Annotated in this window: 22 protein-coding genes; 18 read left to right on the top strand and 4 right to left on the bottom strand. The window is 41.0% G+C overall.

The window, feature by feature from the left end:
• Nucleotides 1-23: 23 nt before the first annotated feature.
• The 6 genes from QVO88_RS10375 to nspC are packed head-to-tail and all read left to right on the top strand — an operon-like array spanning nucleotide 24 to nucleotide 3457.
• A complete protein-coding gene (locus QVO88_RS10375; RefSeq protein ID WP_022288393.1) occupies nucleotides 24-1226 on the top strand; it encodes a saccharopine dehydrogenase family protein in 1203 nt (400 codons plus the stop codon).
• A 15-nt stretch (nucleotides 1227-1241) separates the two neighbouring features.
• Nucleotides 1242-1481: a hypothetical protein gene (locus QVO88_RS10380; protein ID WP_022288394.1), complete on the top strand. Its 240-nt coding sequence runs from the start codon at nucleotides 1242-1244 to the stop codon at nucleotides 1479-1481.
• Nucleotides 1482-1493: 12 nt separating this feature from the next.
• Nucleotides 1494-1724, top strand: a complete 231-nt coding sequence (locus tag QVO88_RS10385) for a hypothetical protein (RefSeq protein ID WP_022288395.1) — start codon at nucleotides 1494-1496, stop codon at nucleotides 1722-1724.
• Nucleotides 1705-2025: a YbjQ family protein gene (locus QVO88_RS10390; RefSeq protein WP_022288396.1), complete on the top strand. Its 321-nt coding sequence runs from the start codon at nucleotides 1705-1707 to the stop codon at nucleotides 2023-2025. The genes QVO88_RS10385 and QVO88_RS10390 overlap by 20 nt, the downstream gene beginning before the upstream one ends.
• A complete protein-coding gene (locus QVO88_RS10395) occupies nucleotides 2026-2310 on the top strand; it encodes a hypothetical protein (RefSeq protein ID WP_022288397.1) in 285 nt (94 codons plus the stop codon). It begins immediately after the preceding gene.
• Nucleotides 2311-2326: 16 nt separating this feature from the next.
• The gene (gene nspC, locus QVO88_RS10400; RefSeq protein WP_022288398.1) at nucleotides 2327-3457 is read left to right on the top strand and encodes a carboxynorspermidine decarboxylase; all 1131 of its coding nucleotides are present in this window, start codon (nucleotides 2327-2329) and stop codon (nucleotides 3455-3457) included.
• Between the two features lie 47 nt (nucleotides 3458-3504).
• On the opposite strand, the gene QVO88_RS10405 is transcribed toward nspC, so the two are convergent.
• Complete coding sequence (locus QVO88_RS10405; RefSeq protein ID WP_022288399.1) at nucleotides 3505-4290, bottom strand: Cof-type HAD-IIB family hydrolase; 786 nt, start codon at nucleotides 4288-4290, stop codon at nucleotides 3505-3507.
• A gap of 427 nt (nucleotides 4291-4717) precedes the next feature.
• On the opposite strand from QVO88_RS10405, the gene QVO88_RS10410 reads away from it, so the two are divergent.
• The gene (locus tag QVO88_RS10410) at nucleotides 4718-6988 is read left to right on the top strand and encodes an LTA synthase family protein (RefSeq protein ID WP_022288400.1); all 2271 of its coding nucleotides are present in this window, start codon (nucleotides 4718-4720) and stop codon (nucleotides 6986-6988) included.
• Nucleotides 6989-7093: 105 nt separating this feature from the next.
• On the opposite strand, the gene rpmB is transcribed toward QVO88_RS10410, so the two are convergent.
• Nucleotides 7094-7279 carry a 50S ribosomal protein L28 gene (rpmB, locus tag QVO88_RS10415; RefSeq protein ID WP_022288401.1) on the bottom strand — a complete coding sequence of 62 codons (186 nt, stop codon included), beginning with the start codon at nucleotides 7277-7279 and terminating at the stop codon, nucleotides 7094-7096.
• Between the two features lie 248 nt (nucleotides 7280-7527).
• Here rpmB and QVO88_RS10420 point away from each other — a divergent pair, with 248 nt between their 5' ends.
• From QVO88_RS10420 to QVO88_RS10470, 11 genes are all read left to right on the top strand, one after another.
• Nucleotides 7528-8193: a site-2 protease family protein gene (locus QVO88_RS10420; protein WP_022288402.1), complete on the top strand. Its 666-nt coding sequence runs from the start codon at nucleotides 7528-7530 to the stop codon at nucleotides 8191-8193.
• 26 nt (nucleotides 8194-8219) lie between these two features.
• Nucleotides 8220-9422, top strand: a complete 1203-nt coding sequence (locus QVO88_RS10425; RefSeq protein WP_022288403.1) for a ScpA family protein — start codon at nucleotides 8220-8222, stop codon at nucleotides 9420-9422.
• A 20-nt stretch (nucleotides 9423-9442) separates the two neighbouring features.
• Nucleotides 9443-10006 carry an SMC-Scp complex subunit ScpB gene (gene scpB / locus QVO88_RS10430; RefSeq protein ID WP_022288404.1) on the top strand — a complete coding sequence of 188 codons (564 nt, stop codon included), beginning with the start codon at nucleotides 9443-9445 and terminating at the stop codon, nucleotides 10004-10006.
• 19 nt (nucleotides 10007-10025) lie between these two features.
• Entirely contained in the window at nucleotides 10026-11030 is a 1005-nt protein-coding gene (locus QVO88_RS10435; RefSeq protein ID WP_022288405.1) for a hypothetical protein, read from the top strand.
• Nucleotides 11031-11050: 20 nt separating this feature from the next.
• Nucleotides 11051-11446: a GerW family sporulation protein gene (gene ytfJ, locus QVO88_RS10440; protein WP_022288406.1), complete on the top strand. Its 396-nt coding sequence runs from the start codon at nucleotides 11051-11053 to the stop codon at nucleotides 11444-11446.
• A gap of 24 nt (nucleotides 11447-11470) precedes the next feature.
• A complete protein-coding gene (locus QVO88_RS10445) occupies nucleotides 11471-12655 on the top strand; it encodes a D-alanyl-D-alanine carboxypeptidase family protein (protein WP_022288407.1) in 1185 nt (394 codons plus the stop codon).
• A gap of 37 nt (nucleotides 12656-12692) precedes the next feature.
• Nucleotides 12693-13424 carry a pseudouridine synthase gene (locus QVO88_RS10450; protein WP_022288408.1) on the top strand — a complete coding sequence of 244 codons (732 nt, stop codon included), beginning with the start codon at nucleotides 12693-12695 and terminating at the stop codon, nucleotides 13422-13424.
• A gap of 233 nt (nucleotides 13425-13657) precedes the next feature.
• A complete protein-coding gene (locus QVO88_RS10455) occupies nucleotides 13658-15040 on the top strand; it encodes a carboxyl transferase domain-containing protein (protein WP_022288409.1) in 1383 nt (460 codons plus the stop codon).
• 38 nt (nucleotides 15041-15078) lie between these two features.
• A complete protein-coding gene (locus QVO88_RS10460; protein ID WP_022288410.1) occupies nucleotides 15079-15441 on the top strand; it encodes a biotin/lipoyl-containing protein in 363 nt (120 codons plus the stop codon).
• A 37-nt stretch (nucleotides 15442-15478) separates the two neighbouring features.
• Nucleotides 15479-16876 (top strand): oxaloacetate decarboxylase subunit alpha, encoded by a 1398-nt coding sequence (locus QVO88_RS10465; protein ID WP_022288411.1) that lies wholly within the window; start codon nucleotides 15479-15481, stop codon nucleotides 16874-16876.
• A gap of 108 nt (nucleotides 16877-16984) precedes the next feature.
• The gene (locus tag QVO88_RS10470; protein ID WP_022288412.1) at nucleotides 16985-18112 is read left to right on the top strand and encodes a DUF4317 domain-containing protein; all 1128 of its coding nucleotides are present in this window, start codon (nucleotides 16985-16987) and stop codon (nucleotides 18110-18112) included.
• Nucleotides 18113-18146: 34 nt separating this feature from the next.
• Here the strand turns inward: QVO88_RS10470 and yfcE are convergent, their stop codons facing one another.
• Nucleotides 18147-18662, bottom strand: coding sequence for a phosphodiesterase (yfcE, locus tag QVO88_RS10475; RefSeq protein ID WP_022288413.1), 516 nt, complete (start codon nucleotides 18660-18662; stop codon nucleotides 18147-18149).
• A 13-nt stretch (nucleotides 18663-18675) separates the two neighbouring features.
• On the bottom strand, nucleotides 18676-19337 hold a 662-nt coding region (locus tag QVO88_RS10480), incomplete at its 5' end, for a DUF1878 family protein (protein WP_288178015.1).

Here is a 19337-nt window from a genome sequence, read left to right on the forward strand (position 1 = left end):
AAAATAGAAAGGAATGATCTAATATGTCAAGAGCATTGATAATCGGTGCAGGCGGAGTTGCAGGTGTAGTTATACACAAGTGTTGTCAGAACAGCGAGGTATTTACTGATATCTGTATCGCCAGCAGAACAAAGTCAAAGTGCGATAAATTCAAGGAGGAACTTCAGGATAAGACAAAGACAAATATCACAACTGCACAGGTGAACGCAGACAACGTGCCTGAGCTTGTTGCTCTTATGAAAGAATATAAGCCTGATATTTGTATCAACGTGGCTCTGCCTTATCAGGATCTCCATATCATGGACGCTTGTCTTGAGTGTAAAGTAGACTATGTTGACACAGCAAACTATGAGCCAGAGGACACTGCAAAGTTTGAATACAAGTGGCAGTGGGCTTACAGAGAGAGATTTGAAAAGGCTGGTATCACAGCGCTTCTCGGATCTGGCTTTGACCCAGGTGTAACAGGTGTTTTCTGTGCATATGCTCAGAAGCATTATTTTGATGAAATAAACTATATAGATATCCTCGACTGCAATGGAGGCGATCATGGCTATCCATTCGCAACGAACTTCAATCCTGAGATAAACATAAGAGAAGTTTCTGCAAAGGGTTCTTATATTCAGGACGGCAAGTGGGTAGAAACTGAGCCAATGGAGATAAAGAGAGTTTATAACTTCGATCAGGTTGGCGAAAAGGATATGTATCTTCTTCACCACGAGGAGCTTGAATCACTGGCTCTCAACATCAAGGGTATCAAGAGGATTCGTTTCTTTATGACATTTGGTCAAAGCTATCTTACACACCTTAAGTGCCTTGAGGACGTGGGTATGACTTCTATCGAGCCTATCGACTTTGAGGGCAAGAAGATAGTACCGCTACAGTTCCTTAAAGCAGTTCTTCCTGATCCAGCTTCACTCGGTCCAAGAACAAAGGGTAAGACAAATATCGGTTGTATCTTCCAGGGCAAAAAGGACGGCAAGGACAAGACATATTACGTTTACAACGTATGCGATCATCAGGAGTGCTATAAGGAAGTCGGTTCACAGGCTATCTCCTACACAACAGGCGTGCCTGCAATGATAGGCGCAATGATGATACTCACAGGCAAGTGGAAAAAGCCGGGCGTACACAATATAGAGGAGTTTGATCCGGATCCATTCATGGACGCACTTAACAAGTGGGGTCTGCCTTGGACAGAGAACTTTGATCCTGTTCTTGTTGACTAATAGGAGAACAAAAAAATGAAGATCGAAGAAGCTTTTGCGAGATATCTCGGACAAGAGGTTCTTGTTTATACAGTTTCGCAGGGAGGTTCGCTTTCATCAGTTATAGACTGCACACTTGAAGAGATAGGCGATGGCTGGGTAAGAGTTACTCAGGGTGATGATAGAAACGAAAGTATCGTGAATACAGCCAATATCATCAGGATAAGAGAGTATCCACGAAACAAAAACGGCAAAAAGAAAATGGTTTTTGATTAAAGGTGACGAAAAGTGAAAACCAAAACAAAAAAAATGATAGCACCAGTTGTGATAGTTGCTTTGATATCTATTTATTATATAGCTATTGGCGTTATTTTTGCATATATGAATGGTGTTCCTATGCTTGCAAAGATAATTGCTCTGGTAGTTCCTGCCTTGCTGTCAGGCGTTGCGATAACGGTGCTTATTCAGCGTATAAAAGAAATAAAGAAAGGCGAAGATGATGATCTTAGTAAATACTGATTATATTTCTGGCAAAAAGCTTGAAATGCTTGGGCTTGTCAAAGGCTCAACTATCCAGACCAAAAATGTCGGAAAGGATATCATGCAGAGCTTTAAAAATCTTGTTGGCGGAGAACTTACAGCCTATAATGAGATGATGAATGATGCAAGAGCTCTTGCCACGAAGAGAATGGTGGTTGAAGCTGAACAAATGGGTGCTGATGCAGTAGTTAATATAAGATATGCTTCATCTGCTATTGCGGCAGGCGCGGCTGAGGTCATTGCATACGGAACAGCAGTAAAATTTATGGGGGACGAGTAAATGATATTGATGATAGACGATGTTAAAATGGTAAATGCTGATATGTTTTACCCATATGTCAGCAAGGCGCTTGCTCATGATATGGATTCTATAGCTAACGGCGACAAGCTTTATGAGAAGCTTTGTGAAGTCGAAGAGCCATTGGAAATAATGATACATGACTTTGACGATATTCCTAAGGAGAGTCTTGAATTTGCCAAGAGTGTTCTTAGTGTTTTTATGGACGCAAGAATGAAAAACAAAAATATTACAGTAAACTTTATCAACGATGGTTCATATAGATGAGCCGTGGAGGAAAAGAATGTTTGATATTTCTAAGGTGAAAACACCTTGTTATGTTGTTGACGAAGCAAAGCTTCTAAAAAATCTGACTATCTTGGATAATGTCATGGAGAAAACGGGTTGTAAAATACTTTTGGCACAGAAAGCTTTTTCCATGTATAGCACATATCCTATGATATCACAGCACTTGAAAGGCACTACCGCAAGCGGTCTTTATGAGGCAAAGCTTGGCAGGGAAGAGTTTGACGGAGAAGTTCATGTTTATTCTCCTGCATACACAGAAAAGGACATGAATGAGCTTGTTCAGATATGCGATCATATCGTGTTCAACTCACCAAAACAGTGGCAGAAATTCAAGGGCATTGTTGAAAAAAGCGACAGGAAGATATCCTGCGGAATAAGGTGCAATCCTGAGTATTCGGAGATCGAAACGGATATTTACAATCCATGCTTCAAAAATTCAAGGCTCGGAACAACTTTAGATAATTTTGATGACAGTCTTATTGATGGCATAGATGGTCTGCATTTTCATACTATGTGTGAGCAAGGCTCTGATGTGCTAAAAAGAACGATACCACATATTGAGGAGAAGTTCGGCAAGTATCTTTACAATATGAAATGGATAAATCTTGGTGGTGGACATCACATAACCCGTGATGACTATGACCTAGATACCCTTATCGAGTGTGTGAATTATCTTCATGACAAATATGGTGTTCAGGTCTATCTCGAACCGGGCGAGGCTGTTGCACTCAATGCAGGATATCTTGTTTCAGAGGTGATAGACACGGCTAAAAACGGCATGGATCTTGCTATCCTTGATGCATCAGCAGCCTGTCATATGCCTGACGTTCTGGAAATGCCTTACAGACCAAATGTTGTTGGTTCAGGTGTTGCAGACGAAAAGCCTTACACCTATCGCCTTGGCGGCCCGACCTGTCTTGCAGGTGACATAATCGGGGACTATTCCTTTGACGAGCCTCTTAAAGAGGGTGACAGGCTTGTTTTCTGTGATATGGCTATATATTCCATGTGTAAAAACAACACTTTCAACGGAATGCCTTTGCCGTCAATATATCTTCAAAAGCTTGACGGCGAGTTGGAGCTTATAAAAGAGTTCGGCTATGATGATTTTAAAATGAGATTATAAGGAAAAGCGGTCTGATTTTTGGTCAGATCGCTTTGTTTATGTTTTATTTATGCAAGGCAGTGTTTTTCGATTTCTTTCATAACGCTGTTGTCATTGTTTGAGCCTGTCATGAAATTTGCTACCTTTTTAATAGACTCATGAGCATTTGACATTGCAAAGCTGTAGTAAGAATTGTTGAGCATATCAACATCGTTAAGATAATCGCCGAAAGCCATGGTTTCTTCGTATCGTACTCCAATGCGGTTTTCTATGGTTCGCAGTGCAGTGCCTTTTGTTACACCTTTATTCATTATATCCGTCCAGTATTTACCTGAAAGCTGCACGTTGAAATTTTCGCCGAAGCGTTCTTCGAGCTTGCAGTAGCCGTCATTTTCAATGCCGCTTTCTTCAAAAACGGCTATCTTGAAAATATCATCGTCAACAAGGGTGAGATCATCCATCTTTACTTGATTTACATAGTATGAAGCTATTTCTTGGTGCTGACTATCATTTCTTGAGTTATGCCATGTGCCATTTTTTCCGCAAAGAAGGACTGTAAGTCCTAATTTGTCGCAAAATCTAACAGCTTCTTTAACGGTATCCTTTGGCAACACTGAAACCGAAAGAAGTTTTCCTTTATCAACAACATATGCACCATTGTCGCAAATAAATGTCATGTCGTCAAGATATTCAGAAAACTGTTTTTTTAGCGTGCAGTAGCTTCTGCCACTTGAAATAACAAATCTGATATTTTTATTAAACAGCCGTTTTACTATGTTGTCAAAATTTTCGGGAAGCTGCTTGTTATCGTCAAGCAAAGTGCCGTCCATGTCAGTTGCAATAAGTTTTATCATTGTTTTCCTCCGTGATCATTGTTATGCTCAGACATTCATATTATAATGTATTTCTATACTATTTTCAATTATTTTTGATTTTTGACAAAAAACTTTGTCGATTTTAATATATTTACTCCATATAAACAAAAGCACATTGAGATTATTGTACAGTTAAATTATTTGAACATACATAAAATGTAAATTGTTTTACGCGATTATTACAAAAGTGAAAAATAGCTGAAATTTCAGCTTAATTTGTTGACATTAAGGTTCAATGGGAGTAAAATATACTTTGTTCAAGGAATATTGCCCTTAAATTAGTTGGCTTGTTTGAGGAAAGTTTTGTGTATTTCACTGAAAAGGTTTTAATATGCTTGACTTTTATCAGAAAAAATTATACAATATTCTTTGCGACTGAATAAAGTAAATAGAAAAGGAGATATAAATGAATAAGGTCATAACAAAGATCCGCAGCGGAATAGGCGGATATCTGAAGGATAACATCTTGTTTCTAACATTTGTATTTGCATCTGTTCTGAATGGATTTCTTCTTAGAGCATTTACTGTTAAGTTTAATTACAGCCAGATAAAACCGCTCATGGCTGATATGGCAGTTATACTGTTGCTTGCTCTAATTTCATATGTGTTTAAAAAGCCAAGAAAGCAATTTGTATATTTGCTTATACTCACCATAATTTTTTCTATTCTTTGTACGGCAAATTCTATATACTATACAAATTATAAGTCGTTTATCTCAGTGTCGCTTATTTCAACGGCTTCACAGCTCGGCGGAGTAATGGACGCTGTTACTGAGAACATCATGGAACCAAAGGATCTTATTTTCCTGTGGGATATCCCTGTTATCATAGTTGTGTACATACTTCTTAAAAGACGTACAAGAGATTATATCACCGAGGTCAAGGAAAAGAGAAAGCGCCGTGGATATGCTCTTGGAACATTTTGTGTTTCCATAGGTCTTGCAGGAATATTTTGCTCAACACTTACCGGCACTGATTATTCAAGACTTGCTAAGCAGTGGAACAGAGAATATGTTCTTGGCACTTTTGGTCTTTACACATATCAGTTCAGCGATGTTATTTCCTGCACTCATGCGAAAATAAATATGATGTTTGGTTACGAGGAAAGCGAGGAGGTTTTCAATAAGTTCTATGACGATAAGTCAAAGACTGAAGAAACTTCTGAAAAGAGTAACAAGTACACGAATATTTTCAAGGATAAGAACATTATAGTTATCCACGCTGAAAGTTTTCAGCAATTCTGTATGGATACATATATAAACGGAGAAGAGCTTACACCTAATATGAACAAGCTTGCGAGAGAGGGTCTTTATTTTTCAAATTTCTACGCTCAAGAGAGTGTGGGAACAAGCTCAGATAGCGAGTTTACCTTTGCTTCTTCACTTATGCCAGCTTCAAGCGGTACAGTTGCTATCAACTATTGGGACAGAGATTACACAACTACCCAGAAAATGCTTAAGAAGAAGGGCTATTATACTTTCAGTATGCACGGCAACAACGGCTCTTACTGGAACAGACTTAATCTACATCATTCCCTTGGTTATGATGATTTCTTTAACTATAACAAAGATTTTAACATTGATGAAACTATTGGTCTTGGTCTGTCAGACAAATCGTTCTTCAGACAGGCAGTGCCAAAGATCGAGAAGATAAACAAGGAGCATGATAAGTGGTATGGTGCGTTCCTTATGCTCACAAACCATACGCCGTTTACTGACATTGAGCGTGTGAGCGACTATGAGGTAGATTTCAAGTATAAGATGTTCAACGAAGAGGATGGAATGTATGAGGAAAAATCTGCACCGTTCCTTGAGGGTACAAAGCTTGGATCTTATTTTAAGTCTGTTCACTATGCAGATCAGGCTATTGGTCAGTTCATGACAGAACTTGACAATGCAGGACTTCTTGATAACACTGTTGTTGTTATTTATGGTGACCATGACGCAAAAATAAAGGCAGAGGAGTATGACCGATATTTCAACTATAATCCATTTACTGATTCTGTTCTTACTGAGGATGACGAGGGCTATGTTCCTGTTGACGATTTCTACTACAATCTTAACAGAAAAGTGCCGTTCATAATATGGTCGAAAGACGGCGGATATGAGCCTACAGAGGTCAAGCAGATAATGGGTATGTATGACGTTCAGCCAACACTTGGAAATATGTTTGGCTTCTCAAATGTCTATGCACTTGGTCATGATATCTTTTCTGTTGCTGATAACGAGGAAAATGTTGTTATCTTCCCAAACGGCAATTTTGTAACAGATACTGTTTACTATGATAGCCAGAAAAACACATATTTTGATCTTACGGATTACAAAAATGTGGCAACGGCGGTGTCATGCAATCAAGTATATAAAGATGATCCTAACCCAGTGTATATGGACGACGATCAGGGTCTGTTCAAGACCACTGTGAATGAAACGTACTGTCAGGATTCTTGTAACGCACGAATAAACGATGGTGTTGTGGACGAGGATTATATCAGTAACTATTCAAATTATGCCGAGGAGCGAATTAACATCTCCAATGCTATAATCTACTATGATATGATATATAAGACCGACCACGGTTTCAGCAACAACAATATGAACAGTGACAATTCATCGTCAGGTGCTAATTCTGTTTTTGCACCGCCTGAGAATAAGAGAACATTTGGCAGACACGCTGCATAATAAAAATCGGAGCAGAGTATGACACTCGGCTCCGGTTTTTTTGTATCTTAAAAAGCATAAAAAAAAGACTAGCGAAGCTAGTCGATTTTTTGGAATATTCAAGCATTAAGCTCTTTCTACCTTACCTGAACGCAGGCATCTTGAGCAAGCGTAAATGTGACAAGGAGTGCCGTTTACAACAGCTTTAACTCTCTTTACATTTGGCTTCCAAGTTCTGTTTGTTCTTCTGTGTGAGTGTGATACCTTGATACCAAAAGTAACGCCCTTACCGCAGATTTCGCATTTTGCCATTACGCTGCACCTCCTTTACCCTTAAAAATGCAATACTATTATTCACAATATTAAATATTATAGCATAACTGAAAAGAAATTGCAAGAGCTTTTTGAGATTTTTTTTGAAATTTCCGTAAAATCGCATATATTTATCGTTTTCGATTAAAAATAAAGACAAAATGCCTTGAAATTTCATTGAAAATAGTGTATAATTACACTTGTGGTTTGTGTAATTTTGTTTTGAAATGACAGGAGGTCATGAAAATATGGATCCGCAGAAAATTCTTGATTACGGTGCAAAGCTCATCGTAATTTTCATGTGTATACCTATCCATGAGTACGCTCACGCATGGGCGGCAACAAAGCTTGGGGATGATACCCCACGTTATCAGGGTAGACTTTCCCTTAACCCTCTTGCACATCTTGACCCTATTGGTGCATTGTGCATATTCTTCATAGGTTTTGGTTGGGGTAAACCTGTTCAGGTAAACCCTATCAGGTTTAAGAATTACAGGAAGGGCATGGCACTCACGGCAGCCGCAGGTCCTATCTCAAATATCATAATGGGACTTATCGGAATAGTTCTTTATAAGCTTTTCTATGTGCTTTATATAGTGCATTATTCTATAGCTTTTTACTATGTGTCGCTTATATTATATTACTTTACAGCTATAAACGTGGGACTTGCAGTGTTCAACCTTATACCTATCCCGCCGCTTGACGGTCAGAAGATACTTTCTTACTTTACAAGCAGTAAGGTAGATCGCTTTATGGCACAGTATCAGAACTATATCGCTATTGCATTTATGATACTTGTTGTAACAGGCGTTCTTGATACGCCTATAGGTTGGTTACAAAATGGTATGTTCTGGATAATGGATAAGCTTACGTTCTGGGTTGACCCTATACTAAAAGCGATATTTTTGAAATAAAACTGTTCATGAAAGGAAAAACGTAAATGAGTGCTGCTCAGTTCAAGCTGGATATGTTTGAAGGACCGCTTGACTTGCTTCTTCACCTTATCAGCAAGCACAAACTGAATATTTACGATATTGAGATATCTTTGCTCCTTGAACAGTATATGGACTATATCAATGATCTTGACCACGAGGATTATGAGGATGCCGCTGATTTTCTTGAAATGGCGGCACGCCTTATATACATAAAGACCTGTTCGCTTCTGCCTCATGACGAGGAGTCAAAAGAGCTTAAAAAAGAGCTTGAAGGCAGGATCATCGAGTATTCTCTGTGCAAACAGGCTGCACAGACTCTCCGTGAAGTTTACGTTGGTGACCTTGTTTTTATAAGGACAGCGATAAAGCTTCCTGTAAACAAGACCTATACCCGTGAGCATGACCCTCAGTGCCTTTATGACGCTTATATGGGCATATCAAAGAAAGCCCGTGAGAGCGTTCCGCTGAAAGCGAAGATGTTTGAGCCGATAGTTTCACATAAGATAGTATCGGTCACATCGAAGATAATCCATGTCCTTAAAAGACTTTATAAGCATGGTGAATGCGATATGGGCGACCTTTATGACGGCATGACGGAGAAAAGTGAGAAAGTCGCTACTTTTCTTGCTATATTGGAGCTTACAAAGTCTGGCAGGATATTTCTCAATGACGATAACTCAAAGATTTTTTTCAACAAGGCTTCAAAGAACAAAAAAGTCGAGTCCGACTTCGATAAGCCTGTTGTTATCGAAAGCGAAACGACAGAAGCTGTCCCCGAGCCTGAGCCTATAGAAAATATACTTGACGATGAGCCTGCAGATGAGATAGAAGAAGTTGCTGATGTTGACGCAGAGCGTGAAGAAGCTTCTCAGTCAAAGCGGTATATATCTGCAAAATCCGAGCGCATATCAGGTGAAGTTATTGCGGCGTATGCTCCTGTGAAATCAGCTGAGGAGGTCATGGCTGAAATGGAGCAGATATCTGAAAAGATAGACAGTGTTGTTTTATATACCGAGCCTGTTATGGCAAAGCCTGAGCCCGAACAGCCTGATGAAGCCACTATGGAGGAGATAAGGCTGATCGAACAGCTTGCGGATATTACCCCTGATACTGTATTCAAGCCGAACTATTGGGCAAAAAGAAGATATTATTGGGGATATTCACCTGTGGGCGATGACGGAGACAATAATTTCTGGTGCTACGGATAAAATAAGAAAAGGGATAATCTATGGAACATTCAAATATACAGGCAGCCGTCGAGGCTGTGCTTTTTGCAAGCGGAGAGCCTGTGGAGAGCGAGAAGCTATGCGAGGCAGTTGGTATCGTCAAAGATCAGCTTGAGGAAGCTCTTGGCTCTTTGGCAGATAAATACAGCAAGGCTGAAAGCGGAATTACGCTTCTGAGCCTTAATGGGTCATATCAGCTTGCCACAAAAGAAGAGCTTGCGACATTCATAAAGGCGGCTTTGGAGATAAAGAAAAACTCTGTTCTTAGCCCTGCGGCAATGGAGACGCTGACAATAGTCGCATACAATCAGCCTGTAACAAAGGGCTTTGTCGAACACGTCAGGGGAGTTGACTCCTCGGGAGTTGTAAATTCTCTCGTAGATAAGGGTTTGCTTGCAGAAGCGGGAAGACTTGACCTGCCTGGCAGGCCTATTGCATACAAGACGACGGACAATTTTCTCCGTTGTTTCAGGCTGTCAAGCCTGGACGATCTGCCGCCTATCCCTGATAAGCAGGAGCAGATAACCATTGACGAGATAACAAAAGAGAATGATACGGAAGAATAAAGTATGACCATGAGGGGAGATGATAACGATAATTGTTTTATGGATACTGCTTGGTATTATAGCGGTTATTGTTATCCTGCTGCATTTTTCCATTACGGCACAGATAGATCTGAATAAAAAAGGCTTTGATCTTAAAGTACGGTATATGTTTTTTGACATTTATCCACGAAAGCCTAAGAAGAAAAAACAGAAAAGATCAAAAAAAGCTGAACTGCCTGAGGATAGTTTTGATGATTTTGAGGAGTTTGAGGACAATATTGAAGAAAGCTTACCTGTCCCACAGACTGATGATACGACAGATAAAACAGGAGAAGTGTCCGAGCAAATTGTTGAAGCTAAGCCTGAAAAAATAGAAAATAATGAAGCAGATGAAAATGTCAGCGTGACTGAGGTAGAGGATAAGCAGGAAGATATCGCTGATATTGATACTGATACCAATGTTGAAGCTGGTGCAGAGGACAAACCCGAGGAAATAACTGTGAAGCAGGAGAAAAAGGGCTTTGTCGGAAAGCTTTTTCATAAAAAGGATAAGGGTGAAAAGAAGCCGGTTTCCAAATCTAAAGAAAAGAAAAAAAGCAAGTTCTATGAGCTGAAAGCGCAGTATAAAAAGGTGAAGCCTTATATTCCCATGGGCTGGAAATATTTCAAAAAGCTTCTGAAAGCTATACGCTTTACAGACACAAGGATAGTTCTTGACGTTGGAAAAGAGGACGCTTACGAAGCGGCTATGCTATACGGCAAGGTGCAGGCAGGGCTTTTCAATACTATTGCAATACTTGCGGGTGTTTTTACAGTAAAGCTTAAAAAAGCTGATGTGAACTGCATTTTTGATGAAAAAAAGTTCGGATATGACGTTCATACCTTAGTCAGGGTAAGACCAAGCACTTTGATAGCAATAGGGTTTTGCACGGGCGTTAATTTTCTTAAAATATATCTTTCAGGCAGACGTAAGAAAAAGCGTGCTGCCAAGCGTCGCAGTAAAGAGCTTGCGGCTAAAAAGAATGAAGTTAAAGCAACAAATTGAAATACGAAAGGTTGAGAAAAATGAGCGAAAGTACAAAGATCGAGGGACTTGTTAAAACTGCAATGGACAAGGTCCGTGAAATGGCAGACTGCGAGACTGTTGTGGGCAAGCCTATCGTTACCGCAGATGGTACTACTATAATCCCAGTTTCAAAGATATCAGTGGGCTTTGCGTCGGGTGGCTCTGACTTGCCAACAAAAAGCACAAAGGAAACGTTCGGCGGTGGCTCAGGCGGAGGAGTAACTATCCAGCCTATCGCTTTTATCGCTGTTTACAAGGGCGAAGCAAAGCTTTTACAGCTTTCGATGAATGCGACAAAGGAAAACGCTATCATAAATATGGTACCTGAGGTGATAGATAAGATAACAGATTTTCTTGGCAAAAAGTCTGACGACGAGGACGAAGACGAGGAATAATTTTACTGAATTTTAAAAGCACAAGTGAGCAAACTAATCCTTGAAATTGATTTTAAGGGTGTGGTTTGTTTGAAATGCGTGACGGTATTTATTTGTACGGTCATGATGATGTGCTTTTGCTGTATGAATGTCAGTGCTGACGATCTCAGTGAGATATCCGCGAAGAGTGCTATAGTTATAGACGGTGAAACAGGTGATGTGCTGTTCGAGAAAAACGCCTATGAAAGGCGTCCGATGGCAAGCACTACCAAAATAATGTCTGTGCTTCTTGTGCTTGAAAGTGGTGAAGATCTTGACAAGCAGTTCGTGGTAGACAGCGAAGCTATAAAGGTCGAAGGCTCGTCCATGGGTCTTCAAGATGGTGACAAAGTCACTCTACGCGATCTATGCTGTGGCATGCTTCTTCCAAGCGGAAATGACGCTGCAAATGCTGCTGCGGTAAGAGTGGCAGGAAGTATCGGCAAGTTCGTTCAGCTTATGAACAAAAAGGCTGAACAATTGGAGCTTAATGATACTCATTTTGTAACGCCGTCAGGGCTTGATGATGATACAGATGAGCATTATTCCACTGCAGCGGATATGGCAAAGCTTGCAGCGGAAGCAATGAAAAATGAAGATTTTAGGGCTATATGCCACCTTGAAAAGGTTGAGTTGTGCTATGGAAACCCACCGTATGACCGCTGGCTAATTAACTCAAACAAGCTTTTAAAAAGCTGTGAAGGTATTGTGGGCGTAAAAACGGGGTTTACGGACAAGGCGAGGAGATGTCTTGTTTCAGCCTGTGACAGAAAGAATAAAGAGCTTATATGCGTTACCTTGAATGCTCCTGATGATTGGAATGATCACTCAAAGCTCTATGATTATTGCTTTGATTTTGTATCTAAACAGAAGCTTCCACTGGATAAAAGTAGTTTTGATGTTGCAGTTGTTGGCGGAGTGAGCGACAGTGTGAAATGTAAGGTAGGGCATGCAAGTGCGGTGCTTTTGAACGGCAGGGCTTACAAAGTCAAGACAAAGATATATCTGCCAAGGTTTGTTTATGCGCCTGTGAAAAGTGGAGATAAAATAGGGCTGGCATTGTTTTACTACAATGATGTGGAAATAGCCCGAACGGATATCACGGCGGTGGAAGATTCGATGCTTGCAGAGCCTGAAAAGCCAGATATATTCCACTATTATCTAGATAAGCTGAAAAAATTGTTTGCATAACGGCTCAATGTGAGCCGTACATAAATAAGGAGAAAATATGGAAAAGATTCGTATACAGAAAATAATGTCTGACAGTGGTGTTTGTTCAAGAAGAAAGGCAGAGGAGTATATCTCAGAGGGAAGGGTAAAGGTCAATGGCAGACCTTGCAAGCTTGGCGACAAGGCTTTGGCAGGCAAGGATATAATCACCCTTGATGGGGAAAAAATATATGTTGCCAAGAAAAGACAGCTTTATTATATCATGCTCCACAAGCCAAGAGGATATGTTACCACAATGAGCGATGAGCTTGATAGAAAGTGTGTAACCGAGCTTCTAACAAAAGTGCCTGAAAGAGTTTATCCTATCGGCAGACTTGACAAGAACTCAGAGGGACTGTTGCTTTTCACAAATGACGGAAATTTTGCCAATGATATCATGCACCCTTCAAGGCATATCGCTAAGACTTATCGTGTTACAGTAAGACCTGACATAAACGATGAGCAACTCATAAAGCTTGCTTCAGGAGTTGAAATAGACGGCAAAATGACGCAGGAGTGTTCAGTTGTTGTGCTCGACAAACAGCCTGGCAGGGTTGTGCTTCAAATGACTATCCATGAGGGCAGGAACCGTCAGATAAGAAAAATGTGCGAAGCTGTGGGACTTGAAGTCGCAAGACTAAAGCGCACTGCCATCGGTCCGATTAAACTTGGTATGCTAAAACCAGGTGAGTATAGAGAGCTTAAACCTGACGAGCTAAGGGCTTTAAGGAATGCTATCACCAAAAAATAACGCTTATCGGGGGTCTCTTTTTGTCAGGAGGCCCTTTGTTATTGTGCAAAATGCTTAATAATATGCGTGTATCGATATTGATTATGCTACTAAACGTAAAATATGCGGAAATAGGTCAATTTACTCTTGTAAATTTGGCGAAAAAATAGTATAATATTAAGTGTATAAATATGATAAAATCCAGTAGTTTTGCGTTATTTTATCACAAAAATTATTTGAATGGAGGAAACTGTATGTCTGATTCAATTTCTACTCTTGCTGAGCTTAAAGCTGCGTCGCAGACTCCTACTGCTGCAAGAAACAGGCTGACATATTTGTTTGACGAAGGAAAATTTACAGAGCTTGACGCTTATGCTGCTGCGGGTGACTCCCTTGCTGGAGTTATTACTGCTTTTGGCTATGTTGAGGGTAATCCTGTATATGCTTTTTCTCAGGACGTGACTGTTAAGGACGGTGCTTTGACAGAGGCACAGGCAAAGAAGATAGCAAAGGTTTATGACCTTGCTGCTAAGACAGGTGTTCCTGTTGTCGGAATATTCGATTCTTATGGTGCTGACGTAAGCGACGGTTCAAAGGCTCTCAATGCTTATGGTGAACTGCTTATGTGGACTTCTAACCTTTCAGGTGTTGTTCCTCAGATAGCTGTTGTCGCTGGCACTTGTGCAGGCTGTGCAGCAATGCTCGCTGAGTCTGCTGACTTCACTGTTATCGCAAAGGATGCTGAGCTTTATGTTGCACCAAACGCAAACATAAAGAACTCTGCTGAAAATGCTGCTGAAAACGGCACTGCTGCTGTTGTTTGCGAGGACGATAAGGCTGCTGTTGAGGCTGCAAAGAGTATACTTACAAAACTTCCACAGAACAACCTTTCACCAGTACCAATGTATGAATTTGCTGATCCAACTGAGGCTGTTGGTGATGACGCTGATGGCATTGCAAAGGCTGTTTGCGATGGCGACAGTGTAAATGAGCTTAATGCTGAGTATGGCAAGGCTTCTTATACAGCACTTGCAACACTTGGCGGTGCTACAGTTGGCGTTGTTGCTACTAACAAGACAGGCGACAAGCTTACGTCTGCTGATTGCTCAAAGATCGCAAGATTTGTAAGAACTTGCGACGCTTACGCTATCCCTGTTGTAACTTTTGTTGATACAGAGGGCTTTAAGGCTGATGATGATACTGAGGCTTACGGTGCTGTGAAGGATATGGCAAAGCTTTGCCACGCTTACGCTGAGGCTACTACTATTAAACTTGCTGTTGTTACAGGTAAGGCTTATGGTCCTGCATTTATTGCACTTGCTGGTAAGGGTTCAAATGCTGATCTGTCATTTGCTCTTGATACAGCTGTTATCTCTGCACTTGCTCCTGTAACTGCTGTTGAGTTCCTCCAGCATGATGAGCTGAAGGGTGCTGCTGATCTTACTGCTGCAAGAAACACTCTTGCTGATAAGTTCGCTAAGGAGAATGCCTCTGCTGCTGTTGCTGCAAAGAATGGCTGCGTTGACGGTATAATCGCTAAGAACGAGATCAGACAGACACTTATGGATTCTATCGAGGTAATGGCTGGAAAGAGAATTTCCAGACTGCCTAAGAAACATAGCAATATTCAGTTGTGATAAACATATCAAATTAAAAAGATTGGTGGTTTTTTAAGATGAAAAGATATAATATTACAGTAAACGGAAAAGCTTATGACGTTGCAGTTGAAGAAGTCGGCGGAAGTGCCGCTGCTGCTCCTGTAGCCGCTGCCCCTGTTGCAGCCGCTCCTGCTGCTCCAGCTCCAGCCGCTGCACCTGTTGCAGATGGCACAAAGGTAACAGCTCCAATGCCTGGTACTATCCTTGACATCAAGGTAGCTGTAGGCGACACTGTTAAGTCAGGTCAGGCTATTTGCGTACTGGAAGCTATGAAAATGGAGAATGACGTTAACGCTCCTTGCGACGGTAAGGTACTGAGCGTTAATACTACTAAGGGCTCTGCTGTTGAGACTGGTGCAGTTCTTGCTGTTATCGGCTAATAACATTCCTGAAAAATAACGAAAGGATCGATTTAAAATGGCAAAGCTTAAAATAACTGAAACTGTCCTCCGTGACGCTCATCAGTCACTTCTTGCTACAAGAATGTCAATGGACGATATGCGTGAGATACTCCCTGAGATCGACAAGATCGGTTTTTATTCTGCTGAGTGTTGGGGCGGTGCTACATTTGACTCATGTATCAGATTCTTAAATGAAGATCCATGGGAAAGACTTCGTATACTTAGAAAAGAAATGCCTAACACAAAGCTCCAGATGCTTTTCAGAGGTCAGAATATGCTTGGCTACCGTCACTATGCTGATGACCTTGTTGAGTATTTTGTACAGAAGTCTATTGCAAATGGTATTGATATTATCAGAATTTTTGACGCACTGAACGATATCAGAAACCTTGAAACAGCTATCAAGGCTGCTAAGAAGGAAAATGGTCACGCTCAGGTTGCTATCTCGTACACACTTGGCGAGGTATTTACTCATGAGTATTACATGAACTATGCAAAGCAGATTGAGAATGCAGGTGCAGATTCTATCTGTATTAAGGATATGGCGGCTCTTCTGACTCCATATGAGGCTGAAACACTTGTTAAGGACCTCAAGTCAGCAGTTAAGATCCCGATCCAGTTGCATACTCACTACACATCAGGTCTTGCTTCTATGTGCATCCTCAAGGCTGTTGAGGCTGGTGTTGACGGCGTTGATACAGCAATGTCACCACTTGCTCTTGGTACATCTCATGCACCAACTGAGTCTATCGTTGCTACATTCAAGGGCACTGAGTATGACACAGGTCTTGACCTTGTTAAGCTCAACGTGATAAGAGATTACTTCATGAAACTCAGAAAGAAGTACATCGACAACGGTCTGCTTGACCCTTCAATGCTCGCTACAAATACAAACGCACTTCTTTATCAGGTTCCTGGCGGAATGCTTTCAAACCTCCTTTCACAGCTGAAACAGGCTGGCAAGGCAGATCAGCTTGACGACGTTCTCAAGGAAGTTCCAAAGGTTCGTAAGGACGCAGGTTATCCACCACTTGTTACACCTACATCACAGATCGTTGGTACACAGGCTGTGTTCAACGTAATCATGGGCGAGAGATACAAGACAGTAACTAAGGAGTTCAAGGGACTTGTTAAGGGCGAGTACGGTAAGACACCAGTTGCTATCGACCCTGAGTTCCAGAAGAAGATTCTTGGCGACGAAGAGCCTATCACTTGCCGTCCTGCTGACCTTCTCCAGCCAGAGTTTGAAACAATGAAGAAAGAGGCTGCTGAGTGGACAGAGCAGGAGGAAGATATCCTCACATATGCAATGTTCCCTAAGGTTGCACCTAAGTTCTTCAAGGACAGACGTGATAGAAAGTACGGCGTTGACGGTAAGCACTCAGACGCTGAAAATAAGGTTCACCCAGTTTAATAACAATTATCCCACAGTTTCGGCTGTGGGATTTTTTTGTCTGTGGCTCTTGAAAAATCTGTACATTTGTGCTATAATTAATATACATTTTTTCGGGAGGACGCCAAGATGAACAAAAAGGAAATAAATGAAATAAAGAAAAATTTTAATGACGATTGTGGCTTTTTCACTGTAAATCACGTTGTTACGGCATTTGTGGATGCTGAAAAGAACATAAAGTGCAAGACCAATCAGCTTTACAACACTATTCCGCAGGACGAGGCGGAGCTGATAATGATAAACCTGAAAAAGGTGCTCAGCGGCTCTATCGGCAAAAATCTGCTGGAATATTCGTTTCCAAAGGACGCATATCTTGAGGGTGGGGCACAGCCTTTCATGTATGAAACATTGCAAAGCAAGCTGCTTGATGAGGAAAAGGTTGATAATTTTCTCAACGCCATAGTTGAAAAGGTGGAGTATGTGTCAACATATACCATTTTCATGGCACATTGTACATATTCTGTGCTGAAAAAGAACAAAATGGACGAGTTTGAGGACGAAGCTGACACAGATTACAACTTCATAGTGACGGCGCTTTGCCCTGTAAATCTGCGTATTGACGGGCTTGTGTATGACGAGCAGGACAACTCTATCGCTAAGAAAGAGTCATGCGATAGAATTGTTGAGCTTCCAAGCGATGGCTTTTTGTTTCCTCTTTTCAATGATCGTGCGCCTGATATCAACGGCGTGCTTTACTACACGAAAAACGCCAAAAAGCCGAACACTTCCGTTGTGGAAGAGCTTCTGGGTTGTGAGTTCTCAATGACATGTCAGAACGAAAAGGAAACTTTCAAGGATATCCTCACAAGCGTTGTGGGTGATGAGCTTGACTATGATCTTATCACTACTGTGAATGACAAGATTTCCACATTTGTTGACCAAAATGCTCATGAAACTGAGATACCGACAATTGACGAACATAAACTTTCGTCCATTCTGTGGGAAGCTGGAGTTAGTCAGGATAAGCTTGATAATCTTCCTAAAGTTTTTGACGCAGCGGCTGGTGGAAAGCCACTCACAGCGGTAAACCTTGTGGAGAAAAGGACCGTAGTTTCTGCTCCAAGCATAACCGTAAATATTGGCAAGGACGCAGTTGACAAGGTAAAAACTCAGATAGTCGATGGCAGAAAATGCCTTATAATCAATCTTGATGACCCTGAGATAGAGGTCAACGGACTTGAAACTACAATAAAATAGGCACAAAAAAAGGCAGCCTTGAGCTGCCTTTTATTTATGTGAGATCACCGAATGTGAACTTGCCGTTTTCCAGTATCAGATAGCTGTGTGCTGAATTTTCTTTCGGGATAGATACTGAACCCGGATTTATGTAGGTGTAATCGCCCTGATCTTTTATTACCGGTACATGGGTGTGACCGTGGAGCAGAATATCGCCCTTAGACAGCGGTGGCAGATTGTCGCAGTTGAATTTGTGACCATGTGTGGCGAATATCCTCAGTCCGTCACAGCATATATAAGCATATTCCGCCATAACAGGGAAGTCAAGCACCATTTGATCGACTTCTGTGTCACAATTACCACGCACGCATAGAAGCTTATCCTTTAGCGGATTGAGCATGGCTATCACCTGCTTTGGTGCATATTCCTTTGGAAGGTCGTTTCTTGGTCCGTGATAGAGGATATCACCCAAAAGAATTAGTTTTTCCGCACCGTTTTGCTCAAAGGCTTCAAGCATTTTTTTGCACCAGTAAGCCGAACCATGAATGTCTGACGCTATCATAAGTTTCATATTTTACACTCCTTTATTTAATGATCTCAGATGCAAGCTTGTGCAAAGACACATACTCTGGCTTTATTTTGTTATATATATCGCAGCCTTTTTCCTTTTTGAACTCTTTTACCATTCTGATATAAAGCTGCTGTTTTGTTGTGGCGTCAATGACTGCTTCTCTTATAAGTGCCAGTTCGTCTTTGTTGCATTTGCCGTCGAGTAGCTCATCAAGTTTTACGGATAGTACATCATGGTAAACAACCTTTTCAGTTTTCTGAGCCGTCATCGTTTTATCTTCATCAGCGGTGCATGTATTTTCGGATTCCTGTAGTCCTTTAAGTCGCAGATATCTTGGCCTAAGAAGCTTGTAAAAATCTGTAGCCTGCTTTTTATATACCTTTGCAAGAGAATTGTGAAGCTCCTCTTTTGTGTTAGACTCAGCTATAAGTTTGCTGATCTCTTCTATTTGCTCTTCGCTGCAAATGTTTGCAAGTATGCTTTGGAGATCGTTGTTTTTTTGTGTGGTACACTTTTTTCTATCCTTTTTCACTTTGACGATAGTTTCAACAACAGGATCACTTTCTACTTCGACAATATCAGGTGCACAGGCTTCTGGTTCTTCTTCGACCTCTTCTGTATTACCATTCATATTTTCGTTTAGTGTAACAGAATAATCTATAGCCGCAGGCTCTG

It is taken from the genome of Ruminococcus sp. CAG:57 (assembly GCF_000435935.1).
Taxonomy (GTDB): Bacteria; Bacillota; Clostridia; order Oscillospirales; family Ruminococcaceae; genus Hominimerdicola; species Hominimerdicola aceti.

Bases quoted from the DNA above. Each gene is read 5' to 3' on its own strand.
- QVO88_RS10375 (WP_022288393.1), top strand. From the start codon at position 24: ATGTCAAGAGCATTGATAATCGGTGCAGGCGGAGTTGCAGGTGTAGTT.
- QVO88_RS10380 (WP_022288394.1), top strand. From the start codon at position 1,242: ATGAAGATCGAAGAAGCTTTTGCGAGATATCTCGGACAAGAGGTTCTT.
- QVO88_RS10390 (WP_022288396.1), top strand. From the start codon at position 1,705: ATGATCTTAGTAAATACTGATTATATTTCTGGCAAAAAGCTTGAAATG.
- QVO88_RS10395 (WP_022288397.1), top strand. From the start codon at position 2,026: ATGATATTGATGATAGACGATGTTAAAATGGTAAATGCTGATATGTTT.
- nspC (WP_022288398.1), top strand. From the start codon at position 2,327: ATGTTTGATATTTCTAAGGTGAAAACACCTTGTTATGTTGTTGACGAA.
- QVO88_RS10405 (WP_022288399.1), bottom strand. From the start codon at position 4,290: ATGATAAAACTTATTGCAACTGACATGGACGGCACTTTGCTTGACGAT.
- QVO88_RS10410 (WP_022288400.1), top strand. From the start codon at position 4,718: ATGAATAAGGTCATAACAAAGATCCGCAGCGGAATAGGCGGATATCTG.
- rpmB (WP_022288401.1), bottom strand. From the start codon at position 7,279: ATGGCAAAATGCGAAATCTGCGGTAAGGGCGTTACTTTTGGTATCAAG.
- QVO88_RS10420 (WP_022288402.1), top strand. From the start codon at position 7,528: ATGGATCCGCAGAAAATTCTTGATTACGGTGCAAAGCTCATCGTAATT.
- QVO88_RS10425 (WP_022288403.1), top strand. From the start codon at position 8,220: ATGAGTGCTGCTCAGTTCAAGCTGGATATGTTTGAAGGACCGCTTGAC.
- scpB (WP_022288404.1), top strand. From the start codon at position 9,443: ATGGAACATTCAAATATACAGGCAGCCGTCGAGGCTGTGCTTTTTGCA.
- QVO88_RS10435 (WP_022288405.1), top strand. From the start codon at position 10,026: ATGATAACGATAATTGTTTTATGGATACTGCTTGGTATTATAGCGGTT.
- ytfJ (WP_022288406.1), top strand. From the start codon at position 11,051: ATGAGCGAAAGTACAAAGATCGAGGGACTTGTTAAAACTGCAATGGAC.
- QVO88_RS10450 (WP_022288408.1), top strand. From the start codon at position 12,693: ATGGAAAAGATTCGTATACAGAAAATAATGTCTGACAGTGGTGTTTGT.
- QVO88_RS10455 (WP_022288409.1), top strand. From the start codon at position 13,658: ATGTCTGATTCAATTTCTACTCTTGCTGAGCTTAAAGCTGCGTCGCAG.
- QVO88_RS10460 (WP_022288410.1), top strand. From the start codon at position 15,079: ATGAAAAGATATAATATTACAGTAAACGGAAAAGCTTATGACGTTGCA.
- QVO88_RS10465 (WP_022288411.1), top strand. From the start codon at position 15,479: ATGGCAAAGCTTAAAATAACTGAAACTGTCCTCCGTGACGCTCATCAG.
- QVO88_RS10470 (WP_022288412.1), top strand. From the start codon at position 16,985: ATGAACAAAAAGGAAATAAATGAAATAAAGAAAAATTTTAATGACGAT.
- yfcE (WP_022288413.1), bottom strand. From the start codon at position 18,662: ATGAAACTTATGATAGCGTCAGACATTCATGGTTCGGCTTACTGGTGC.